This is a genomic window from Flavicella sp., assembly GCF_037132785.1.
Lineage (GTDB): Bacteria > Bacteroidota > Bacteroidia > Flavobacteriales > Flavobacteriaceae > Flavicella.
Genome location: NZ_JBAHZZ010000086.1, coordinates 1 through 24,906, shown reverse-complemented (window position 1 = coordinate 24,906; position 24,906 = coordinate 1). Strand labels below are relative to the sequence as shown.

21 protein-coding genes and 1 pseudogene are annotated in these 24,906 nt (G+C 32.1%); 10 read left to right on the top strand and 12 right to left on the bottom strand.

Going from position 1 to position 24,906, the window contains the following annotated elements; translation table 11 throughout:
• On the bottom strand, nt 1–206 hold a 206-nt coding region (locus tag V5787_RS06020; RefSeq protein WP_336892365.1), incomplete at its 3' end, for a transposase.
• A gap of 422 nt (nt 207–628) precedes the next feature.
• On the opposite strand from V5787_RS06020, the gene V5787_RS06015 reads away from it, so the two are divergent.
• Both V5787_RS06015 and V5787_RS06010 read left to right on the top strand, forming a co-directional pair.
• Nucleotides 629–3,193: an AsmA-like C-terminal region-containing protein gene (locus V5787_RS06015; protein ID WP_336892364.1), complete on the top strand. Its 2,565-nt coding sequence runs from the start codon at nt 629–631 to the stop codon at nt 3,191–3,193.
• An 84-nt stretch (nt 3,194–3,277) separates the two neighbouring features.
• Nucleotides 3,278–3,766, top strand: coding sequence for a hypothetical protein (locus V5787_RS06010; RefSeq protein ID WP_336892363.1), 489 nt, complete (start codon nt 3,278–3,280; stop codon nt 3,764–3,766).
• 49 nt (nt 3,767–3,815) lie between these two features.
• Here V5787_RS06010 and V5787_RS06005 read toward each other — a convergent pair whose 3' ends face one another.
• Genes V5787_RS06005 through V5787_RS05995 form a run of 3 tightly spaced genes read right to left on the bottom strand, consistent with a single transcriptional unit; the run spans nt 3,816 to nt 7,492 of the window.
• Nucleotides 3,816–4,625, bottom strand: a complete 810-nt coding sequence (locus tag V5787_RS06005) for a glucosaminidase domain-containing protein (RefSeq protein WP_336892362.1) — start codon at nt 4,623–4,625, stop codon at nt 3,816–3,818.
• Nucleotides 4,618–5,559: a pyridoxal-phosphate dependent enzyme gene (locus V5787_RS06000; protein WP_336892361.1), complete on the bottom strand. Its 942-nt coding sequence runs from the start codon at nt 5,557–5,559 to the stop codon at nt 4,618–4,620. The genes V5787_RS06005 and V5787_RS06000 overlap by 8 nt, the downstream gene beginning before the upstream one ends.
• 16 nt (nt 5,560–5,575) lie before the next feature.
• A complete protein-coding gene (locus tag V5787_RS05995; RefSeq protein WP_336892360.1) occupies nt 5,576–7,492 on the bottom strand; it encodes an ABC-F family ATP-binding cassette domain-containing protein in 1,917 nt (638 codons plus the stop codon).
• Nucleotides 7,493–7,685: 193 nt separating this feature from the next.
• On the opposite strand from V5787_RS05995, the gene V5787_RS05990 reads away from it, so the two are divergent.
• Nucleotides 7,686–8,066, top strand: a complete 381-nt coding sequence (locus tag V5787_RS05990; protein WP_336892359.1) for a DUF983 domain-containing protein — start codon at nt 7,686–7,688, stop codon at nt 8,064–8,066.
• Here V5787_RS05990 and V5787_RS05985 read toward each other — a convergent pair.
• From V5787_RS05985 to topA, 7 genes are all read right to left on the bottom strand, one after another.
• Complete coding sequence (locus V5787_RS05985) at nt 8,063–9,112, bottom strand: FAD-binding oxidoreductase (RefSeq protein WP_336892358.1); 1,050 nt, start codon at nt 9,110–9,112, stop codon at nt 8,063–8,065. The two genes, V5787_RS05990 and V5787_RS05985, sit on opposite strands and share 4 nt — an antisense overlap.
• 73 nt (nt 9,113–9,185) lie before the next feature.
• Nucleotides 9,186–10,091 carry a gliding motility protein GldN gene (gldN, locus tag V5787_RS05980; protein WP_336892357.1) on the bottom strand — a complete coding sequence of 302 codons (906 nt, stop codon included), beginning with the start codon at nt 10,089–10,091 and terminating at the stop codon, nt 9,186–9,188.
• 76 nt (nt 10,092–10,167) lie between these two features.
• Nucleotides 10,168–11,727 carry a gliding motility protein GldM gene (gldM, locus tag V5787_RS05975; RefSeq protein WP_336892356.1) on the bottom strand — a complete coding sequence of 520 codons (1,560 nt, stop codon included), beginning with the start codon at nt 11,725–11,727 and terminating at the stop codon, nt 10,168–10,170.
• A 37-nt stretch (nt 11,728–11,764) separates the two neighbouring features.
• On the bottom strand, nt 11,765–12,403 hold the full coding sequence (gene gldL / locus V5787_RS05970; RefSeq protein ID WP_336892355.1) for a gliding motility protein GldL: 639 nt from the start codon (nt 12,401–12,403) through the stop codon (nt 11,765–11,767).
• 28 nt (nt 12,404–12,431) lie between these two features.
• Nucleotides 12,432–13,787 carry a gliding motility lipoprotein GldK gene (gldK, locus tag V5787_RS05965; protein WP_336892354.1) on the bottom strand — a complete coding sequence of 452 codons (1,356 nt, stop codon included), beginning with the start codon at nt 13,785–13,787 and terminating at the stop codon, nt 12,432–12,434.
• Between the two features lie 125 nt (nt 13,788–13,912).
• Entirely contained in the window at nt 13,913–15,070 is a 1,158-nt protein-coding gene (locus V5787_RS05960; RefSeq protein WP_336892353.1) for a formimidoylglutamase, read from the bottom strand.
• An 87-nt stretch (nt 15,071–15,157) separates the two neighbouring features.
• Nucleotides 15,158–17,671 carry a type I DNA topoisomerase gene (gene topA, locus V5787_RS05955; protein ID WP_336892352.1) on the bottom strand — a complete coding sequence of 838 codons (2,514 nt, stop codon included), beginning with the start codon at nt 17,669–17,671 and terminating at the stop codon, nt 15,158–15,160.
• Between the two features lie 244 nt (nt 17,672–17,915).
• Between topA and miaB the strand changes: the two genes are divergently transcribed.
• The 7 genes from miaB (at nt 17,916) to groL (ending at nt 24,398) form a co-directional block, all read left to right on the top strand.
• Nucleotides 17,916–19,376, top strand: coding sequence for a tRNA (N6-isopentenyl adenosine(37)-C2)-methylthiotransferase MiaB (gene miaB / locus V5787_RS05950; protein WP_336892351.1), 1,461 nt, complete (start codon nt 17,916–17,918; stop codon nt 19,374–19,376).
• Nucleotides 19,377–19,390: 14 nt separating this feature from the next.
• The gene (locus V5787_RS05945; protein ID WP_336892350.1) at nt 19,391–20,626 is read left to right on the top strand and encodes a sigma-54 dependent transcriptional regulator; all 1,236 of its coding nucleotides are present in this window, start codon (nt 19,391–19,393) and stop codon (nt 20,624–20,626) included.
• Between the two features lie 109 nt (nt 20,627–20,735).
• Nucleotides 20,736–21,239 carry an LptE family protein gene (locus tag V5787_RS05940; RefSeq protein ID WP_336892349.1) on the top strand — a complete coding sequence of 168 codons (504 nt, stop codon included), beginning with the start codon at nt 20,736–20,738 and terminating at the stop codon, nt 21,237–21,239.
• 9 nt (nt 21,240–21,248) lie between these two features.
• Entirely contained in the window at nt 21,249–21,944 is a 696-nt protein-coding gene (locus tag V5787_RS05935) for a hypothetical protein (RefSeq protein WP_336892348.1), read from the top strand.
• Nucleotides 21,945–21,946: 2 nt separating this feature from the next.
• Entirely contained in the window at nt 21,947–22,288 is a 342-nt protein-coding gene (gene secG, locus V5787_RS05930; RefSeq protein ID WP_336892347.1) for a preprotein translocase subunit SecG, read from the top strand.
• Between the two features lie 139 nt (nt 22,289–22,427).
• A complete protein-coding gene (locus tag V5787_RS05925) occupies nt 22,428–22,706 on the top strand; it encodes a co-chaperone GroES (protein WP_336892346.1) in 279 nt (92 codons plus the stop codon).
• Nucleotides 22,707–22,757: 51 nt separating this feature from the next.
• Nucleotides 22,758–24,398 carry a chaperonin GroEL gene (gene groL / locus V5787_RS05920; protein ID WP_336892345.1) on the top strand — a complete coding sequence of 547 codons (1,641 nt, stop codon included), beginning with the start codon at nt 22,758–22,760 and terminating at the stop codon, nt 24,396–24,398.
• A gap of 117 nt (nt 24,399–24,515) precedes the next feature.
• On the opposite strand, the pseudogene V5787_RS05915 reads toward groL, so the two are convergent.
• Nucleotides 24,516–24,628: pseudogene (locus V5787_RS05915) on the bottom strand (ISAs1 family transposase); the annotation flags it as partial.
• Nucleotides 24,629–24,906: the final 278 nt, after the last annotated feature.

Below are 24,906 nucleotides of genomic sequence, written 5' to 3'. Positions count from 1 at the left end.
AAGGTGTTAGCTGTAGCGCTTTCAACATGATCACAACCATAACAATGATAATTATAGCCTGATTTCTCACAACCTTTTGTGCCACAACATTTACTACATATAAAACCTTCAGACCATTTTATTTTTGCCAAATAAGCTTTACATGATTCATCATTTGGTAGTTCTTTTATAAAACTCAGTATATTTTGACCTTGAAAAACATCCATATTTGTTATATTTAATGATACTAAGATACAGAAACTAAATGACTAACTCAGAAAATTAAAATACAACAGCCTACACTAAAAACAACTTTACAAGTAAAAACAGTCCTTACAAGCTAAATCGTAAAACAAACATCCACAACACACATGTTTTCACCCATTCAGCATAAAAAAACAGTTAATTATCACAAATAACCTACCGTTTATAAACAAACAAAAGTTAATTATTTTACAAAAAAATTTAAAAAAAGCAGTTCTATTCCTTTTTATGTCTATCTTTGTACCAGTTGGTGTTTAACACCAATTTCTTTTTCATAGCAATTTTCCCACTCTACATGTAGAGTGGGTTTTTTTAATATTTTAAACTATTATTGTCTTCTAAAATAATAGGTTGTATTTTTATCCTACTAAAAAAAAACGAAAAAATGAAAAAACTTATAAAAATAGTATCAGCTCTATTACTGTTAAGTTTGGCAATATTAATAATAACTCCTATTCTATTTAAAAAGCAATTAAAAGAAACAATCCTCAACGAAGTAAATAAAACACTTAATGCCGATTTTTATATTGATGACGTTTCCATCAGCTTTATTTCTGATTTCCCAAAAGCTTCTATTGTTCTTGAAGATATTCTTATTACAAACAAAGAACCTTTTAATGGAGACACACTAGTGTATTTCAATAATATTCAACTAGAAACTTCAATCGGAAATTTGATTTCTGAAAAACTTACCATTGACCATTTTTCAGTTTCAAACGCCATTATCAATTTAAGAACAAACTTAGATAACATTTCCAATTATGACATCATGTTTGTAAGTGAAAGTGTCACAACGGACGAAACAACAAATTCAGACTCTAGCTCTGATATTTCTTTACATATCGAAGATTATAGTTTTAATAATATTCAATTTAACTATCTAGACGAAAAAAGTTTGATGTCTCTTCAAGTGAAAAACTTCAATCATAAAGGAGAAGGAACGTTTTCAATACAAGATGTGTTATTGAATACTTATTCCTCTATTGAGTCGATTACTTTTTCATCAGAAAATATAGACTATATAAAAAACGCCAAAATACTTTGGGATGCAGATTTAAATGTGAATTTAAATACTTTAAAAGTAGAGTTCCAAGAAAACTTAGCTCAACTAAATGATTTAAAACTTTCATTCCATGGTTTTGTTCAACCTATTGATACGGGAATAGAAATGGACATAAATTTAGATTCTGAAGGTTCTAAATTTAAAAGCCTATTATCTCTTATTCCATCAGCATATTCTTCAGATTTTGAGTCAGTAGAAGCCGATGGTGCTCTAAATTTTAGCGGTAAGGCTTCTGGACTTTATTCAGACTCTACAATCCCTAAATTCGATGTAAATATAAATACAAACAATGCTTCTTTTCATTACCCTGACCTACCAAAAGCTATATCAAACATTTACATAGACACCAATATAAGCAACACTACAGGTTTATTAGATGACACCGTAGTATCTGTAAATAGATTTGATTTAAAAATTGACAAAGACGATTTTAAAGCATCTAGTTACCTAAGTAATCTAACAACCAATCCACATGTCAAAGCAAAGCTAAAAGGAACTATTAATTTAAACAACTTAACAAAGGCTTACCCTCTAGATTTAGAAGAAGAACTTGAAGGAATCGTGAATTTCGATTTACAGTCAGAGTTCACACAAAATGCTATTGAGCAAGAGCTTTACGAAAATATTAAAAACAGCGGTAATATAACGGTAAAGAACATGACCGTTCAGACAGACATGTTACCAAACCCAATCACAATTAATAATGCAACTTTAAAATTTACTCCAAAAGACATTATACTTGAAAATTTTGATGTAAAAACAGCTTCTAGTGATCTTACTGCAAATGGAACTTTAACCAACCTATTAGGCTTTGTTTTTGGAAACAAAGCACTAAAAGGAAACTTTGTAGTTAAATCAAATAATTTCAATGTATTTGATTTCCTAAGCCAAACTGAAGTAGAAATAGAAGAAACTGTAAAGGATATTAGTAAAACTGACACTACACAGATTGAGGAAATTACTATTCCAAAAAACATTGATATCACCACAAGCCTCCATGCAAAAAAAGTTACTTACGACAACATCGACTTAACCGACATGCAAGGGGTTATTAGAATTCACGAACAAAAAGTTGTCTTTCAAAAGACTACTGCAGCAATGCTTGGGGGGACTATTTCTTTCAGCGGAAACGTAGACACAGAACCAACACCGAGTATCTTTGATTTTTCAATGTCCCTTAATGAATTGGATATTGTACAATCTTTCTCTACTTTAGAATTATTTTCTTCTATAGCTCCTTTCGCAAAAGCTTTTAATGGAAAAGTGACTACTAGCTTAGATCTTAAAGGAAATTTAGATTCTGAATTCTTACCTGATATGAATAGTTTAACTGGTAATGGATTTTCAAAATTGCAAGTAATAGAAATAGACACAGAACAGTCAAATGCGTTGAGTTTATTAGAAGAAAATTTTAATTTTGTGGATTTTCAAAAACTGGATATGGAAAAAATAGAAACAACAATTAAGTTTGAAAACAGTTCAATTTCCTTTCAACCATTTAAAATCGCTTCCTACGATGGAATACCGATTCAAATGGAAGGCTCTCACAGTTTTGATAACAAAATGAATTACAATCTTTCCACTGAGATTCCAGTAAAGTTTTTAGGAAAAGAAGCTACTAATTTATTATCTGGATTATCAGAAGAAGAAGTTGATAACATGAGAGTACCCATTAAGATAAATCTAAATGGCGATATTACTAAACCCAATATAGTACCTGATTATAGCTCGGCTTTAAAGGCGGTGTATGGAAAAGTTATTGAATCTCAAAAAAATAAACTCTTAAATAGCTTATTTAAAGAAAGTGAAAAAGATGGAGACAGTTCCAATACGGAAAACAGCATAAAGGAAACGGCTAAAGACCTTTTAAAAGGACTATTTAACTAACTGTTAAACACTGTTAAAATATAAATTTATTTAAACCTTTTAATAATGATAAAGTCTAAACACAAAACTTTAAAACATTATATCATGAAAAAAAACATTTTAACTTTTGCCGTCCTAATTTGTATTGCCTTTACGACAAATGCACAACAAAATCATAAAAAACAAAACAAAAATGAAAAACCAGAATTTACTATTGAACAACAAGCGACACTTGCTGTAAAAAAATTAACCCTTACATTAGTTCTTAATGAAAAACAACAAGAAAAAATGCATCCATTATTAGTGACTTCTTGCTCCGATAAACAAAATATGATGGAGCAAAAGAAAGCTAACAAAGAAGAAAGACCTCAATTAACAAGCGATGAAATTTATGCTAAAATGATTGACAAACTCGACAAACAAATTTCATTTCAAAATAACGTAAAAGACATACTTACTGAAGATCAATTTAAGAAATGGCACAAGATGCAAGCTCATAAAAAAAGTAACATGAAAGATAAGGAGAAAGGAAACGAGAGGGGAGATACTAGAGGTGACAATAGAGATGACCGACGAGGGAAATCAAAAAGGTAAAAAAACACTCATTAAAAATAAAAAAACCCAACTGAAAGTTGGGTTTTTTTTATTCTAATTTTAATATCTGATTGATACTTATTTCATTTGATGTTAAGTCATTTAACTCTTTAATCGTATTTACTTTCATTCTATACCTTTTAGCTATGGCATATAAAGTATCCCCTTTTCTAACACGATAAGCTTTTCCTATTCGTTTTTTATTTGATATCACTTTATCATCTTTGATTTTTTTATCTAGCACCAATTTATCATAATGATCAAGGTCATAAGTTTCCACTAGTCTAATAAGCTTACCTGGATATTTTTTATCGGTTGCATAGCCTGCTTTTTTTAAGCCTTTAGCCCAACCTTTATAATCGTCAATTTTTAAATCAAATAAAAAATCATACCTGGAACCCCCAGTTAAAAACAAAGAATGATCTCTATAAGAACTTTCTACATGTTTATACTTTCTAAAACATTCTTGTTTTTCGTCATCATCATGTCTTACTGACTCTCCATGCCAACGATTATGACATTTTATCCCAAAATGATTATTTGATTTCAATGCCAAATTACTTACACCATTTCCAGATTCTAAAATTCCTTGAGCGAGCGTTATACTCGCTGGTACTTTGTGTTTTTTCATTTCATGCATCGCAACAGAAGCATAATGACTTATATAAGCAATTGTTCTGGTATTTAAACTAGCCTTCCTTCTTTCTAGTTTAACAATTTCTTTATTTACATCCTTATTATCTGTTTCTATTATTTCTAAAACAGGTTTCGGAGTTCTCTTTGTCGTGGTTGTTTTTTTACTTGAACCACAGCTAATTATAAAAATGGAAATTACTAAAACACCAAGTATTTTATTCATATGTTCTATCTGTTAATAATGGTAAACTTTTTTTTGTCAAAATTGTATTCATTCCTTTTATTCCCTGTATACCACCAGTATGAATCAACAATATTTTTGTTCCTTCATCGAATCTATCATTCTTTATCATATCTATGACCCCAAAAAACATTTTCCCAGTATACACAGGATCTAAAAGAATATTTGTTACTTTGTGAAAATAATTATTAAAGTCAATTAATTCTTTATTTATTTTTGCATAACCACCAAAATGATAATCCGTTATCAATTTCCAATTATGTTTTTTAACCCCATTTCCTTTTATTTCTTCTTTTAAAAAATCTCCTTTTAAGACTGGGAAACCTAAAACTTGTTGAGACACCAAAGAACTATTAATAATCCCAGAAATAGTGCCTCCTGTTCCAACGGCAGTACAAATTACGTCAAACTGTTCAGTGTCTTTTCCTAAAATACCCTCACATCCTTTTATAGCCAATTCGTTGGTACCACCTTCAGGTAATAAATAGCACCCAAAAAATTTATCCAGTATTTTTCCCAAAAACTCCTTCGTATGCTTTAATCTATAATCAGCTCTTGAAACAAAATATAATTTCATTCCCAAACTATCTGCAGCCTTTAGAGTTGGATTGGTAGCCAAAGTTTTATCTAAATCTATTCCTAGTTCCTCTCCTCTAATAATACCCACTGTTTTAAATCCAAATTCATAACCAGCCGCTGCCGTTGCAAGTATATGGTTGGAATAGGCCCCTCCAAAGGTTAACAATTGTTGAAAACCTTCATTTTTAGCTTTCTGAATATTATAAAAAAGTTTTCTGTACTTATTTCCTGATATTATAGGATGAACAAGATCTTCTCGTTTTACAAATAAACTCACTTTTTTACCTTCAATTTCAGGAAGAAAAAATTGTTCTATTTTACTTTGTACAGTCTCCAAAAAACACAGATTTAAATTATAAAAATTTACTTACTTCCTCATCAAGTTCTGCCCATCTATCCATCAGCACGTCTAAAGAATCTTTCTTTGATTGATATTTCTGAAAAAAATCAGGATCCGAAGATGTTTTTTCATAATACTCAGCCAGATGAGCATCCATCTTCAATATTTCTTTTTCAGAATCAGAAATTAAACGTTCCGCTTTACTTAATTTATTTTTAAGCTGTTTCAATTCTTTTTCATCTTTACGGCTCAACTTATAAGCTTCTTTCTTTGTCTCTTTTTTTACAACAACTACAGTTCTTTTTTCCGCTTCGCGTAAATTTTCTAATTTATGTTGTTCCAAAAAATAATCAATATCTCCAAGATATTCTTTAATTACTTTGTCTTTAAATCCATAGACAGAATCCGTTAACCCTTGCAAGAAATCTCTATCATGAGACACTAATATTAGGGTGCCTTTATAGTTTTTTAATGCTTGTTTTAAAACGTTTTTAGAGACCATATCTAAGTGATTGGTTGGCTCATCCATGATTAACACATTGAATGGTGACAATAACAATTTACATAAAGCCAAACGATTTCTTTCTCCTCCAGAAAGCACTTTTGCCTTCTTATCAGCTGCATCTCCTCCAAAAAGAAATGCTCCTAACATATCTCTTACTCTAGCTCTATTAGAATCTGTAGCAGCATTTTCCATAATCTCCAAAACAGTCTCTTCTGGCGGTAAATGTTCCGATTGATTTTGAGCGAAATAACCAATTTCTACATTATGGCCTAACTTTAAATACCCTTCAAAAGGAATATCACCTACCATCATCTTGGCAAGGGTAGATTTCCCTTGTCCATTTTGACCGACAAAAGCAATTCGACTATTACGTTCTATCAATAAATTCACGTCTTCCAAAACATGGTTGTCTCCATAACTTTTGGACATATTTTCAGCCTCTACAACAATTCTACCTGGTTCTTTTGAAACAGCAAAACGAATATTCATAGTTGCATTATCGTCAGCATCTACTTCAATTCTTTCAACCTTATTTAATTGCTTTATTAAAGATTGTGCCATAGAAGCCTTATTTGCTTTGGCTCTAAATTTATCTATTAATTGCTGTTTTGCCTTAATTTCTTTTTCTTGATTTTTCTGAGCTTGTAATTGTTTTTCTTTAATTTCTCCTCTCAATAATAAAAACTCTGAATACGGTTTTTTATAATCGTATATTTGACCTAAAGAGATTTCGATGGTTCTATTAGTAACATTGTCCAAAAACATTTTATCGTGAGATACCAAAACGATAGCACCAGAATACCCCTTTAAAAAGTTCTCCAACCAAATAATAGATTCAATATCCAAGTGATTTGTTGGCTCATCCAATAATAAAATATCATTATTTTGTAATAGCAATTTCGCCAACTCAATACGCATACGCCAACCTCCAGAGAAAGTATCTGTTAACTTATCAAAATCATCACGTTTAAATCCAAGACCTTGTAAAATCTTTTCTGTCTCTCCTTTATAGTTATATCCTCCAAGTAATTCATAACGATCCGTTAAATCAGTCAAATCATGAATTAATTGATTATATGATTCACTTTCATAGTCCGTTCTCGTAGCCAACCCTTCATTGATTACATCTAACTTCACCTCAATTTCCTTAATTTCAACAAAAGCCTGATAAGCTTCTTCCAAAATAGTTCGTCCTTCAATAAATTCAATATCTTGGCGTAAGAATCCCATTTGAACATCTTTTTCAAAAGCCATAGTGCCACTACTACTTTCGATATCTTTTGACAACACTTTTAAAAGCGTTGATTTACCTGCTCCATTTTTACCGATTAAACCAACTCTATCACCTTTATTTAATTTAAAAGTTATTTCTGAAAAAAGATCTGTTCCCCCGAAAGAAACAGTTAAATTATGAACGTTAAGCATCTATAAATAAGTATATTTAATATATTATTGGAATTTTGCAAATCTATTACAAATTTTAGGATTTTTGAAAAGAAAACTCTTTTGTTTAAATACTGTGTTTTGCGAATTCAATTAACAATTAACATAATCCTTTGTATATTTTCAATAATTTTATCAAAGTTTAATTGAATTTTTTTCTTCAAATTAGTACCGTATGTTTTTCAGAAAAGGAACAAAGTTATTTAGTATTTTAAAATTCAAATGTCCTAGATGTCATGAAGGTAATTTCTTCATCGAAAAAGGAAATATTCGATTAAAAGGTATTACAAAAATTCATGATAATTGTCCAAAATGCAACCTTAAATACATGCTGGAACCTGCTTTTTTTTATGGAGCGATGTTTGTTGCTTATGGTTTGTCCGTTGGATTATCCATAATAACATTCCTAATTACCAATTTGCTATTAAAATTTGAATTATTAGAATCTTTCTTCTCTATAATTCTTATTTTAATTGCCTCCACTCCCATTTGCTTAAGGCTTTCGAGAATTATTTGGATTAATATTTTTGTTTCCTACAAAAATAAGATGAATTAATTTATTTTACCAAATCTTTTAATATCCGATTCTGGATCAAGATTGGCTCCTTCATTCAAATGCAAATAAAGTTCTTTAGCTACTTTTGGAGCGATCATCACACCTCTTGTTCCTAAACCGTTTAAAACCGCCAATTGACAATACTCGTCATGAACACCAACTAAAGGTCTTCTGTCTTTTACCGTAGGTCTAATACCTGCTGTATGTTCTACTACTTTATAAGATACTGTTATAAAACTTTCCAATTTCTCTAAAAGTTCTTTTTTCGCTTCATCAGTAACTACTAAAGTTTTATCCTTCCAATTGAAAGTAGCACCCACTTTATAATAATGATTCCCCAAAGGCAATACAAAAACAGCTGCTTTAACTAAAAAATCAATCTCCAATTCTGGAGCATAAATGGTTAATAGTTCCCCTTTAGCTTCATTCATCGGAAGATTTTTAAAATAAGGATTTTTATGCAACCCATACCCTTCACAAAAAACAATCCTATCAGATTCCAAGTCACCATACTTGACAGCGCCTTCTTGAAATTCTATCTCAGAATGATTGAAACTTTCATATCGAATAATAGATAGTTTTCCCAAATAGCTTTTATAATCGTCTAATAGTAATTTAGTTTCTATTCTACCTGTATGATTTAATCTTCCAAAACCATATTTTGAAATAACTCCGTTATATTTTTTCTGAATGATATCTGTATCCAAATATGGAGCTAACAACGGTTTATCAGAAGCGGCAAACCAATTATTTTGCTCTTCAACAGATTTAAAAATTCTATATATTGAAAATTTATGATTGTATTTCTTTTGGAATTTATCTTCAATTTCCTGATAAAAAGGAATTGCCAATGATAACTGCTCAGTTCCTTGCCAAACTGGAGTAAATCTTTTTAAAATAACGGGATTATATACACCTCCTGCAACATTAGATGATGTTTGAGAATCATCTTCAAAAACAATAAAAGATTTCCCATTGTCCTCTAACTCTTTCGCAAAAGCCATTCCTGCCAAACCAAATCCAACGATTATATAATCAACTTTCATAAAACAATTTTTCATAAAAAACTATTGAATGAGAATAAACACAAGAGTTTTTATTTATTATTTCAATGTAAAATTAGTAATTCCACATATCTAATTCTTTATTTCTAATTTCCTCTCGAATTCTTTCGGACTCCATTATTCGGAAAAGAGCATTTCCTTGAATATAATCTGAAATACTTCTATTGCCATATAAATTCTCTTCTCTAGTAATCAAAGATGTAAATTTTCTCGCATTTAATATATAATCAAATGAAATAGGTGATCTCTGATTGACCGAATTAAAAGCATATGCATTGTATAAAACCTCTCTCGCATCAGGATAAAAAACCCAAAACAACGGTAAAAGCTCATCAATAGCCAAATCATCTCTACCCAATAACTGAACATCTGGAGCCAAAGGTGCAATAGCAAGCAACCTATATCTTAACTCACCATATCTTTTATCAAAATACCACATTCCTTTAATACTATAGCCTTCAATATCCTGAGACTTGATAGAAACCCTATCGATAAATTCATCGATATTTGACTCACCTTGGTTGATCAATTCATAAGCATAATCAGATGTGTCAATTCTTGTTAATTTTTGATTTATCTCTCTAGATGTCAGCTTTGTATTAAAAAAAGAATCATCATATACTTCTTTTATCTTCCCTGATTTAATACCTTTTAATAAAGTATAAAACAAAGATTTTCTCTTGCTAGAAACATTGGTAGAATCAATAGGGTAATACAATGGTAGATTCATTAATTCATTCAGGTCAATATATTCCCAAACGACTTTCGACCAAAGAATATCTCGTTCATTAATATAGCCATAAGGAATTGGCTTATCCTTATTTAATTTTTGATGATTTTCAGGAACCTTACCAATTTCATCAGCCGTCTTCGCATTCAGCACACCAAAACCGGCTTGAGCATTAATTGAGCTTGCCATTAATACAACCACTCCTAATAGGGAATAACCTTTCAAATTCATCTTTCTTTAATTTTAGTCATGTTAAATACAGAATTAAATCACATTCTCCATTATTTAATCTTCTACTATCAACATATTAATTAGAAATCACAACACTTAATGGTAATACACCTTTTAATCTATAAGATGAATTCCCTATTATAGTTGCTTTTACATCAAAAATACTCACTATATCTCCCCTTTTAGCTTTCACCAAAGCACTTTGAGCTCTTGCGTCAAAACGAGTTCCATTTACAATTATAGTAGATTGACCAGGGATTTTCACTTTGAATGATGAAACTCTCAATTTCAAATCAAAATCAAAATCAATCAATGCAGCTGCAATTGAAGATTTAGCTAAACTTGATTTCGGCATATTAATAGAACCATATTGATTTCTAATTGTTGCCGCTGGTGGTGGAATGTCTTTAATTCGAAAGACGACTGCTGGAGTATTAATTATCTCACCATCATCCGTTTTCCCAGACACTTTAATTTTAACTTCTTTTCCTTTTCCTGGTGACAACATATATTTTGTCCCCTTAAGTCTTCTTAAACCAGGAGCACTTGCATTTACATTAATATTTGAAATACCAGGAATAGAAATTGTGATAGGATTATCAACTCCACGGTAAACTACATTCATTTTATCTGCAGAAACCACAGCCGAATTGGGTTTAGGAACTACTAAATAAGACGACTTTACAGGAATTATAACATCTTCGCCATTCTGCTTAAATACAAATTCACCTATAATTTCATTTTCTCCAACTCTCCCAGCTTTAAAGCTTACTACAGCAGTACCTTTTTCATTACGTTCAGTATAATTCTCCCCATTTAGGGTAAGTCTTTCAGGCTTTAAACTAGAATCGTATTTACCTAAAACTACAGTTCCTTTAAACACCTCACCTTCAAAATAGGCAGGTTTTTCAGATAGTACAATTGCCTGATATGTATTTTCACTAATGGATGCATCAGCTGATAACTGCCTTCCTAATAAAGAATTATAAATATCTGTTTCAGATGTTTTTACATCCGCCTGAATTACCGAAATATTTGTCAATGTTGCTACTAAAGGAAAACCTTCATATCTATTTCTAATCCATGGCTGAGTGAGTCCTCCCTTTAATTCTTGATCACTTGTATCAAAACGATAGTTTAATTGATCCAAGATATCAGGTTTGATTTCTTCCCCAAGAACCGCAATGATATCATCTCTATATTTATTGATATTCGCAACAAATTCTTTTCCTTTTGGGGTTAATTTTTCTCCACCTAAAAAGAAAAACTCATTTCCTGCAGTTTCAGTATCCAAAAATTCATAATCTTTATGTAACTCTGAATCAATTGTAAAAAGCAATGTGTCTTTTACCGCTCCCAAATAATTAAAAAATTCATTTGATATTTGATTTACTTGTACCGATTTATCGTTCAAAGCGCCATATTTCTCTGGTTGTTCTGAAGCTTTTAGCTCCAAATCTTGTAATACTGCAGCAATGTCATTTGCTTTGGTAATATTAGAAGATTCCATTTTTTCATTTAAGTATCCAAAAGATGACAATACCTTTTTATCCATATTTAATGCTAACATTACAATAAATACAAGATACATAAGATTGATCATCTTCTGCCTTGTTGATTGTTTTCCTCCTGCCATAATTAATAAACTTTTTTTATTTTTATAAGATTATTAATTATTTATTCATTGCAGATAACATACCTCCATAAACAGAGTTCAAAGAAGACAAATTGTTTGCCAATACTTCCATTTGGGATTCTAGTTTTTCAGAATGTTTCAACATAGATTCGTTAATAAAAGACTGACGTTCACTGCTTTCAGCCTGTATTCTATACAAGCTATTTAAGGATTCTAAGTGCACTGCTGCAACAGCCATTTCTTCATTGTACTTATGCGTATTCGCAACAGTGTCTACAGATGAATTGATACTTTCTGCAGCTCCTTTAAAGTTTTTAATACTTTTAGCTAGGCTTCCTACTAATTCAGCATCCAAATTAGATTGACGTAACATTTCATCCAATTTCTCAGACAAAAGTCCTTTCGCATTAGATTCTTTCTTTTTCTCCTTGCCAATTCCTCCTGCTAATTCAGGATACACCTGAGTCCAGTCTAAATCTTCATCAATGGGCTCAAAAAAAGCCGAATACGCAAAAATAAATGCCTCTGTCAAAAGACCTACTGTTAACATAACACCTCCGGTCAATGGACCTATTTGATAGTGCAATATTTTGAACAAAGCTCCTATCAAAACGACAGATGCTCCTAGTCCGTAAACCATATTTAAAATCTTCTTACTTTTTACTGATTGTGCCATAACTATTTTTTTTTAGAGCTTGTTGCTATTACTTATTCAATGCCCCTAAGTAATCTTGAACTGTTCTAAACCCAATATAACTCCTTAATGAGTCAGAATATTCATAATCTCTTGTACTTACCTGTAGGAAATAGGCTATATCCTTCCATGATCCTCCACGAATTACTTTTTTATTATTGTCTACGTCTTCAACATTTGTATTAATACTAGAACCACTTCTGTAAGAGCCTTGATTGAATGCCGTACTTGTCCATTCAGACACATTACCAGCCATGTTATACAATCCATAACCATTTGGATTATAAGAATAAGCTTCAGCAGTATACAAAGCACCGTCTATTGCATAATCTCCACGAACTGGTTTGAAATTCGCAAAAAAGATTCCTCGATCATCAGTTGTATAAGGACCTCCCCATGGATAAGTTCCATGTTCTAAACCACCTCGTGCAGCAAACTCCCATTCCGCCTCCGTAGGCAATCTAAACGAAGGCACCCTTACTGGGTTTTTTCTAGATTTTAAGTAATCATTTTTCTTTTTAGTTTTCCAGTTACAAAAAGCATTTGCTTGGTACCAACTGACACCAACTACAGGATATTCCTGATATGCTGAATGCCAAAAATACTCTTCGTGAATAGGATCGTTAAATGAATAGCTAAAGTCCTTTGTCCAAACTGTAGTATCAGGGTATACAGCTACATCTTCATAAGTAATAAAAGCTTTTCTAGTTCCTGTTTTGTTAATCTTAGAATATGTATACCTTAATTTTTCCACATTTAAAAGTCTCTCCCCTCCAAATGAATCTTCAAATGGTAAGTACAATGAATCCATTACTTCAGAATATGCCTCATCTGGATATTCACTCCTCGACCAAATAATAGGAACACTCCAGTTCAATGCTTTCCCTTCTGTCAAGGAATTTACATCACCTATTCCTCCATAACTCTCAATCATATATTTCTCATATTCATTCGCGTCAGTTGTATCAATTTCTTTAAAACTGTAACGAAAAATACCATCATCACTTCCTTCATCACCAGAGTCAAACAGATATGACCTATCAACAGCCATCAATGCTAATTCTGTACGAACTACTGAATCTCTAACCCACTCTACAAAAGAGGCATACTCACTATTTGTGATTTCAGATTCATCCATATAAAAATTTTTCACTGTAACCGTCCTTGGTAAATTACCAATCGCACCAAAAGGATCTTCATCTTCTCTTCCCATAGTAAAAGCAGTACCAGGAATTAAAACCATTCCAAACGGTTTTTCTGAATACCATTTTTTACTTGACTTCTTTCCTACAACTTCTCCTCTATCATTTGAGCCACAACTATATATCACTAAAATTAAGGTTATATAAACTGCTATATTTTTCATATTCTATTTATGTCTTTCATAATTAAGCGTAAACCTATCATTTTTTTTCATCAAAAGCAACGATTAAAAAGCAACAAAACAAAGATTTTACTCCTATTTAGAGCTCAATCTTAAACTTCGATTTACTAATTTATTTTTTTCAATGCCTTGTACCATCTTTCTGGTCTTTTTTGTGCTATCGCATCTAAATAATCTTTATAGGTACACGGTATTAACGCATGTCGTTTGTATTTATTGTCACCTCTAGAATAAATTTCTAACCACCATCTTCCACTTTTATTACTTTTATAAAACACCATATCCTCATCTTCGTGTGGCACGATAAACTTTATATAATTTTCTTTGGTACAGTAAGGGTAATCTTTCGATCGAAAACTATAACCTTCAATAAAATACCAGATCATCTGCGCTATTAAATGCGCGGTTTGCCCATTTTTATCTAATCTATTATTAAATTCATAGATTCCAAAAGAGGTAACTTTATCACTGATTCCAGCATATCTAGAAATTGCACAAATTTCGTCTCCATAAAACCCATTTGGAGTGGCATTTCCGTTCCCAGGCGCTTCACTCATTCGAACAGCACCAATATCGATACTTACAATGTCTGCATCTCTCATGATGGGTTCTACAACTTTTAAATCCTTGACCTCTCCTAAACGGTAGGCATCAAAATACAGGCTATGTAGTAAATCTATTTCATTTTGTGAATTGAAAAAGGTTTGATAGCCAATATTGCTATAATTGAATAAATTTGCAGGTTCTTCCATTACAATTTTACTCAAAAAGGAATTAGAATTCAATGGTGAATCAATGGTTCCCAAATCAAATTTCGAATCAACAGAAACTACATTAACAAGCTGTTCTAAGCAATCATAAGCTCTGTAATTTGCATATGTTAAATCCTGGCCACCCCCCAATATAATCGGTAGAATGTTTTTTTTAACCAAATAAGCAATCACTTCTTTTACCGCAAAATAAGTATCGCTGACTGTTTCTCCTTGTGGAATATTCCCTAAATCGGCAATAGATAGAGACCAATTACCTGGATACAATTTATAAAAATGAGCTCGTATGGCATCCACTCCATACCCTGTAGTATCATTATTTACAGAACCTCTACCGTCCTGAACTCCTAATACTGCGATAGAAACACCTTCTAGTTTAGGAAAACCATGCTTCTTAGTATAAATACTCACAAAACACGACAATGAAGATTCAGAATATTCTGAAATCATTTCAAAAAAAGGTTCTTCAAGAGGTCTTAAGAAATCTAAACTCATTAAACTATAATGTAAACAGCGCTTTTCATTTGCAAATTCCCTCAAAAATAGAGAAATTTACAGGAATCAAAACATAAATGCCATTCTTTATTTTTTCTTTGCTGTTGTCTTTTTCTTTACTGCTGTTTTTTTTGCAGGTTTTTTTCTGGTTTTCTTCTTTGGAGTTTTAGCTTCAATAATAGTTTGTACCTCTTCTAAAGTCATGTTTTTAGCATCTGTTGTTTTTGGTAACTCTATTTTCAACTTCCCTTTAATAATATTAAAACGACCCCATCTTGCTTTTTCAAGACGAATTCCTTCTTCTTCCCAGTTATGGATTACTTTTTCTATTTCCTTGCGTTTTTTATCTTCAATCAACTCAATAATATCGTCATAACTTAAATTATCATAGTCATATTTTTTGTTCACGTTGATAAACATACCATTCCATTTGATAAAGGGTCCAAATCTCCCAACACCTTTTTGCACAGGTAAATTCTCGTATTCCGCAACTGGAGCATCGGATTTTTGCTTAGCAACAATTAATTCTGTCGCTCTTTCCATATCAACAGACATAGGGTCTTCTCCTTTATCTAAAGAAACATACATAGCCCCAAACTTAATATAAGGCCCAAATCTACCGTTAGAAACCACAACGTCTTCTCCTTCATAGATGCCTAAGTTTTTTGGAAGTAAAAACAATTCTAAAGCCTCCTCTAAGCTTATTGTTCCTAAAGTCTGCTCTTTCAATAAAGAAGCAAATAGTTTTTCTTCATCTTCAGGGTCTCCTATCTGAGCCATGGGTCCAAATTTACCTAAACGAACCAAAATAGTCCTACCCGTTTCAGGGTGCTTCCCTAAGATTCTTTCTCCGCTTTCTCTTTCTGCATTTTCAGAAACGTCTTTTACTGTTGGATGAAATGCCTTATAAAAATCTTTAATCATTGTTGTCCAATCCTGTTCTCCTTCAGAGATGTTATCAAAATCAGCTTCTACCTTTGCTGTAAATCCAAAATCTAAAATATTAGAAAAATTCGCAACCAAAAAGTCGTTTACTATATTTCCAATATCCGTCGGAACTAACTTTCCTTTATCAGATCCAACTCGCTCAATAAGATTGTTATTTGTAACCTTTCCAGATTTTAAAACATATTGTTCGTAATCTCTTTCAACTCCATCTATTTCACCTTTCTGAACATAACCTCTTCTCTGAACTGTTGAAATTGTTGGAGCATATGTTGATGGCCTACCAATACCTAACTCTTCCAATTGTTTTACCAAAGAAGCCTCTGTAAAACGATAAGGCGGACTTGTAAATCTTTGGGTTGCTGTAATAAAGTCATATTCTAAAGATTCTCCTTTAGACAACTGAGGTAGCATTCCTGCTTGTTCCTCCTCTTCATTATCAGTCCCTTCTAAATACACTTTCAAAAACCCTTCAAACTTGATCATCTCTCCATTTGCTGAAAATATTTTCTCGTTTTTGGTATTCTCTATTTTTACGTTTGTTCTTTCTAGCTGAGCATCACTCATCTGAGAAGCTAAAGTTCTCTTCCAAATTAAATCGTATAAGCGATCTTGATCATACTCTATATTCACGGAATGACGTTTCATATCCGTCGGACGAATCGCTTCATGTGCCTCTTGTGCTCCTTTAGATTTTGTTTTGAACACACGTGGATTACTATACTCAATTCCGTAATAATTTGTGATTTCTTCTTCTGCTTCTTTTCTAGCATCATCAGAAAGATTCAAACTATCAGTTCTCATATAAGTAATCAAACCAGCTTCATACAGCCTTTGCGCAACTTGCATTGTTCTAGCTACTGAATATCCTAATTTTCTTGAAGCTTCTTGTTGTAATGTTGAAGTTGTAAAAGGTGGAGCGGGGGATTTTTTAGCAGGTTTTTTTTGTAAATCTACAATCGTAAATTCTGCATCCGAAGCAGATTGTAAAAAAGCCTCTGCCTCTTCTCTTGAATCAAAACTTTTTGGAATAGTCGCTTTGAATTTTTTCCCTTCACTATTTAAAAACTCGGAAACTACTTTATAAAGGGCAGAAGTATTAAATTCTCTAATACTTCTTTCTCTTTCTACAATTAACCTTACTGCTACAGACTGTACTCTACCAGCAGAAAGACCTCCTTTTACTTTTCTCCATAAAATAGGAGACAGCTCATAGCCTACCAAGCGATCTAATACTCTACGTGCTTGTTGAGCATTTACCATATCATAATTAATCTCTCTAGGATTCTCTACAGCTTTTAATATCGCTTTTTTAGTAATCTCGTGAAAAACAATACGTTTTGTATTATCAGCATTCAACTTTAACTGCTCTTGTAAGTGCCACGCTATTGCTTCTCCCTCTCTATCCTCATCACTTGCTAACCAAACAGTTTCTGCTTTTTTAGACAATGTTTTTAGTTTTCTTACAATTGCTTTTTTATCATCAGAAACAATATAATTTGGTAAAAAATCACCGTCTACATTAATTCCTAACTCATTTGAAGGTAAATCTGCAATATGCCCAAAACTCGATTCTACTTGAAAATCTTTTCCTAAAAATTTCTCAATTGTTTTGGCTTTTGCTGGTGACTCAACTATTACTAAATTCTTTGCCATATGTCGTAAGTGTTATATTTCGTATCCTAAAAGATAGAGTATTTATTTGGTAATATATACCATATCAAAACTCATACCCTTAACTCTTGCAAAAGTAAATAGATTTTTTAAATTTCATATTTATGTTTCACTTAAATTTAAATATTTTTCAAACATTTAGTTATTTTTAATAAATTATTTATCTGACAAAATGTCATAATCTGTGTTTTTGATTGTATCTTTGCAGTCCAAATTTTTCTAAAGAATGGAAACTGAAAAAATAATTGACGCTAATAAACAAGGCCATCCTTTATTAACTGATAAAATCAAAGGAAACAAAAAAAAACTATATATAGAAAGCTATGGTTGTCAAATGAATTTAAACGACAGTGAAATCGTTGCCTCAATTTTATCTAAAAATAATTTTAACACTACGCAATTTATAGAAGAGGCTGATTTAGTTTTAGTAAACACTTGCTCTATTAGAGATAAGGCAGAGCAAACTATTAGGAAAAGGCTTCAAAAATACAACTCTATCAAAAAGATCAATCCAAACATGAAGGTTGGAGTATTGGGCTGTATGGCAGAGCGTTTAAAATCGAAATTTCTAGATGAAGAAAAAATTGTTGACTTAGTTGTAGGACCTGATGCTTATAAGGATTTACCAAACCTTTTAGAAGAAGTAAATGAAGGAAGAAATGCTGTCAATGTTGTTTTATCAAAAGACGAAACTTACGGAGATGTATCCCCTGTTAGATTAAACTCTAATGGTGTTTCAGCATTTGTCTCCATTACACGTGGATGCGATAATATGTGCACCTTTTGCGTAGTACCTTTCACCAGAGGCAGAGAAAGAAGTAGAGACCCTCAAAGTATTATAGAAGAAATTCAAAATTTAAAAGATAAAAACTATAGAGAAATCACGCTTTTAGGTCAAAACGTTGATAGCTACCTTTGGTATGGTGGTGGACTGAAAAAGGATTTAGGAAAAGCAACAGATATTGCAAAAGCAACAGCCGTTGGATTTGCTCAATTATTAGATTTAGTCTCAACTAATTTCCCTACTTTAAGGATACGATTCTTTACGAGTAACCCACAAGACATGGATCTTAACGTATTACATATTATTGCAAAGCACCCAAATATCTGTAGATATATACATTTACCTATACAGTCTGGAAGCACCTCTGTTTTAGAACGAATGAACAGACAACATACTCGTGAAGAATATATGGAGCTTGTTGATAACATTAAAAAAATAATTCCAGAAGTAGCAATCTCACAAGATATGATCATCGGATTCTGTGGAGAAACAGAAGAAGAACATAAAGAGACATTAAGTATGATGGAATATGTTCAGTATGATTATGGATTTATGTACGCCTACTCTGAAAGACCTGGTACTTTAGCTGCTAAAAAGCTAGAAGATGATGTAGACGAAAAAACAAAAAAAAGACGTTTAAATGAAGTTATTGCTATACAGAGGACTTTGAGTAATAACAAAACAAAAGAATACATCGGACAAACAATTGAAGTCCTAATAGAGGGAACCTCTAAAAAATCATCGGAACATTGGATGGCTCGTAATTCACAAAATTATGTTGCCGTATTCCCAAAAGAAAACGAAAAAATTGGTGATTATATCAAAGTAAAAATTGAGAATTGTACATCTGCAACACTTATAGGACATTCCGTTAGTGACGCTCAAGAAATGCCTTTTCAATAAAAAAGAAAAACTCTATGAAAGCACTAACAACTATAAAACAACGATTCGAAATTATCGGAAACGATGACAAGTTAAATCGCTCACTTGAAAAAGCTATACGAGTTGCACCCACCGATATTTCAGTATTAGTTACAGGAGAAAGTGGAGTTGGAAAAGAAACTATCCCTAAAATAATACATCAACTTTCACACAGAAAGCACTGTAATTACATCGCTGTAAATTGTGGAGCAATCCCAGAAGGAACCATTGATAGTGAGCTTTTCGGACATGAAAAAGGTGCCTTTACAGGTGCTACTTCAGCAAGAAAAGGTTATTTTGAAGTAGCAGATGGTGGTACAATTTTCTTAGATGAAGTTGGTGAGCTTCCTCTAACAACACAGGTAAGACTTTTACGTGTTTTGGAAAATGGAGAATATATTAAAGTGGGTTCTTCTCAAGTTCAAAAAACTGATGTGAGAATCGTTGCTGCTACCAATATGAAAATGGAACAAGCAATTCAAAAAGGAAAATTCAGAGAAGATCTTTATTATAGATTAAGTACAATAGAATTAAATCTACCACCATTACGGGAAAGAGAAAATGATATTCATTTATTATTTAGAAAATTCGCCTCTGATTTTGCTCAAAAATATAGAATGCCAACTATTCGATTAAGTGATGAAGCTGTTAATCTACTAATTAACTACAGATTCCCTGGGAATATTAGACAATTGAGAAATATTGCAGAACAAATATCAGTTGTAGAAGAAAGTAGAAATATCACTCCAGATAAGTTAATTCAATACTTACCTAACTACAACAACCTTCCGGCAGTAATCCCATCTTCAAATCCAGAAAAAGAAAGTGGGTACCCTGAAGATCGTGATGTTCTTTATAAAGCACTGTATGAATTAAGAAAAGATTTTAATGAATTAAAAAAACTGACTCTAAGTATTATCAACAACAAAAACACTACTGAACTACCGAATGAGAACCTTCAATTGATCAAACAAATCAGAGAAAACAAAGAAGACTTCACAACCGACAATAATGTTGAATTGATACAAATTCAACAACCCAATGCTATTCAGGGCAGCTATGAATATGCTGAAACCATAGAAGAAGACGAATCCTTATCTTTACACGAAAAGGAAATTGAGATGATCAAAAAATCACTTAATAAAAACCAAAACAAACGCAAGTTAGCAGCGAAAGAATTAGGGATTTCAGAGCGTACACTTTATAGAAAAATAAAACAATACGATTTATAATAAAGATATCAGTGAAACTCTCACTCATAAATTGTTAATTTATATCTAAGTTTATAGACAAAAAACAATTGAGACAGAGGCACCATAAGTACTATTAAAAACACAATAAATGAAATTAAAAAATATTCTTTTTTGTACGATACTAATTCTCAACATCATAAGCTGTGGAGTGTATTCTTTTACGGGTGGAGACACTGGAAGCGCAAAAACTATTCAAATCAATTACTTTCCTAACAATGCCACTTTGGTTGAACCAGGATTAAGTCAACAATTTACTCAAGAATTACAAGATCTTTTCTTAAGACAAACTAATTTAAACTTAGTAAAAGCTAATGGCGATTTATTTTTTGAAGGTGAAATCACAAATTATCGTGTAACTCCTATGACGGCTACTGCTGAGCAAACAGCAGCACAAAGTAGACTTACAATCGTTATAAATATTAGGTTTTACAATAAGCTCGACGCAAATAAAGATTTTGAAAAAAGATTCACTCATTTTAGTGATTTTTCTGCTGATGAACAATTAACAGGTACTGTGCTTGAAGGAGCTCTAGAGGAAATCTTTGAACGAATCATTCAAGATGTTTTTAATGCTTCTGTTGCTAACTGGTAATTCAACACTATGGATCTTCTAACTTTTACAGAACTTCAAAAAAACTCAGATACAATTTCGGCTGAAGACATTCAAAAATTAGAAAAAATTGTTCAGACCTATCCGTATTTTCAATCTGCAAGTGCTTTATTATTAAAGGGGCTAAAACAAAATGACAATTACAAATACAACAAAGTATTAAAAACAACAGCTGTCCTAACTATTGATCGAAATATACTATTTGACTACATCATTGGCTCTTCGTTCTCTAAATCCAAACAAATAATACCCAAGGTTACAAAAGAAAAAATTGAGACTAAAAAAACACTTCTCAAACAGAGTCTTCAAATTGGCTCTCCCCTTGAATTCAATAAAGATGAAGCTTACTCTTTTAATCAATGGTTACAATTAACTCATAAAAAACCAATAACAAGAGGTATTAAGACACAGTCTTCTTTATATAAAAACATAGATTTAATAGATGAATTTATCCATAATTCCCCTACGATCAGACCCATTTCAAAAGACGCTCAAAATCATTCACAGACAGAAGACACTTACAACGAAAAGGAGTTAATGACAGAAACTTTGGCAAAAGTATACTTAGAACAAAAAAAATACAGCAATGCAATAAAAGCATATGACATTTTAATCTTGAAATATCCAGAAAAAAGTGGTTTCTTTGCAGACCAAATTAAGAGAATCGAATACCTAAAAAATAAATAATCATGACATATACGTTATTTTTAATCCTTATCCTTGTTGTAGCAGTCTTGCTAGTATTAATAATCATGGTTCAAAACCCTAAAGGAGGTGGATTATCTTCTTCTTTTGGAGGAGGAGGTTCTCAATCAATGGGAGGTGTACAAAGTACAAACAGCTTTTTAGATAAAAGCACTTGGACATTAGCAATAGCTTTAATGGCAATGATCCTACTTTCTAACTTTGCGATTCCGAGAGCAAACACTAACTCAACTGAGTCTCAAATTGAAAAAACTTTAAACAATAGAATTATAGAAAACGAAGCACCTTCTTTACCAGAAATTGAGGATACTGAAACAACTGAATAAATTACAACGAAAGTTGACACAAAATGCCAAGGTTAATGACACCTTGGCATTTTTTTTTACAAATTGTCATAGTTAAACAACTGGCATGTTTTTGGATACTTTAAAAACAGAATTAAAATAATCATTTAAACATATAATAATGAGTAACGTAAATATAAAACCATTAGCAGACAGAGTACTTGTAGAGCCTTTAGCGGCAGAAACAAAAACAGCATCAGGATTAATCATTCCTGACTCAGCAAAAGAAAAACCATCAAAAGGAACTGTAATCGCAGTTGGAAATGGGACCAAAGACGAGGCTATGACGGTAAAAGTTGGTGATACAGTATTGTATGGAAAATATGCAGGTACTGAATTAAAACTAGAAGGAACTGATTATTTAATTATGAGAGAGAGCGATATTTTCGCAATCGTATAATTCAATTTTATTTTAAAATCTTAATAAGACAACATAAAAACATATCAAACAATGGCAAAAGAAATAAATTTTAACCTTGACGCTCGTAACGGATTAAAACGTGGTGTTGATGCTTTGGCAAATGCTGTAAAAGTAACTTTAGGTCCAAAAGGAAGAAACGTAGTTATAGAAAAATCATTTGGAGGTCCCTATATAACTAAAGATGGTGTTACTGTTGCTAAAGAAATCGAGTTAGAAGACCCTATTGAAAACATGGGAGCTCAAATGGTTAAAGAAGTTGCTTCTAAAACCAATGATCTAGCAGGAGACGGAACTACAACAGCTACTGTTTTAGCACAAGCAATTGTAACAGAAGGATTAAAAAATGTTGCAGCTGGAGCCAATCCACTAGATATCAAAAAAGGAATCGACAAATCTATTGAAGCTTTAGTTGCCGACTTACAAAAACAATCTGAAGCTGTTGGGAACAACTCTAGTAAAATAAAACAAGTTGCTTCTATTTCTGCGAACAACGATGAAACTATCGGAGATTTAATCGCTAATGCTTTTGAAAAAGTAGGTAAAGAAGGTGTCATTACTGTTGAAGAGGCTAAAGGAAGAGAAACATATGTAGATATAGTTGAAGGTATGCAATTTGACAGAGGTTATTTATCCCCTTACTTTGTAACGGATACTGAAAAAATGTTGGTTGACTTAGAAAACCCTTACATATTATTATTCGAAAATAAAATTTCTTCTTTAAAAGAATTACTTCCAGTGCTAGAACCAGTTTCTCAATCAGGAAAGCCATTATTAATCATTGCTGAAGACGTAGATGGAGAAGCATTAGCTACTTTAGTTATGAATAAATTACGTGGAGCGTTAAAAATTGCAGCTGTAAAAGCTCCAGGGTTTGGAGATAGAAGAAAAGCTATGTTAGAGGATATAGCTGTCTTAACAGGTGGGACTGTAATATCTGAAGAAAGAGGACTTACTTTAGAGAACACAACCCTTGAAATGTTAGGTACTGCAGAAAGAGTAACTATCGACAAAGACAATACTACTGTTGTAAATGGAGCAGGTGAATCTGATTCAATCAAAACTCGCGTGACACAAATCAAGTCACAAATTGAGAATACAACTTCTGACTACGACAGGGAAAAACTACAAGAACGTTTGGCTAAATTAGCTGGAGGAGTTGCTGTACTATATGTTGGAGCTGCTAGTGAAGTTGAAATGAAAGAAAAGAAAGACAGAGTTGATGATGCTTTAAATGCTACTAGAGCTGCTGTTGAAGAAGGAATTGTATCTGGAGGAGGAGTCGCTTTAGTAAGAGCAAAAGCTGTTCTTGAAAACATATCTGTTGAAGAAAACACAGACGAACAAACGGGAGTAAACATAATAAATAGAGCTATCGAAGAGCCTTTAAGACAAATTGTTGAAAATGCAGGAGGAGAAGGAGCTGTTGTAATCTCAAAAGTATTAGAAGGGGAAAAAGATTTCGGATACAACGCCAAAACAGGAGAATATGTTCAAATGTTAAAAGCTGGAATCATTGATCCTACAAAAGTAACTCGTGTCGCATTAGAAAATGCAGCATCTGTTGCGGGTATGATTTTAACGACTGCCTGTACAATTTCAGAAATTAAATCTGAGACTCCAGCAGGAGGTAATCCTCCTCCGATGGGTGGTGGAATGCCTGGAATGATGTAAAATTCATAAACCAAAATATTAAAAAGTGCTTTCGAAAATCCGAAAGCGCTTTTTTTGTATCCATAAAACTTAATACCTTACCTAATTATATCAAATGAATTTCAGAGTGGTTGACAATAAATTTGAATAGTTTTGTGCTGCGTTGTTCTTTCTTTTTATTGAAGAATCTTCTGAAAAACAAAATCTAATATCCAATGTAATATGTTTTCCACTCCCCAATATGAACGAATATGACCCTGGAGGTTTACCTCTTTCTCATTTAAACTAGAAATGTAATAACGGGTGGGTTTTTCTATTGATTTATCACTGTTTTGAACTCCCTTATACTATCTAAGACCGTTGCATAATGCTCTTTTCAGTTTTAGACTTCAATTTTGACTTTTTAAATCTAAAATTTATATTTTTTTTTCTTATTTTCATTGTTTATCTTAGTTATGGATCTCTTTCTTGGTTCATTTTCCTTTAGTTTTTAGAATTAGTGGCAATTATCCTTGGACTTCTATATAAA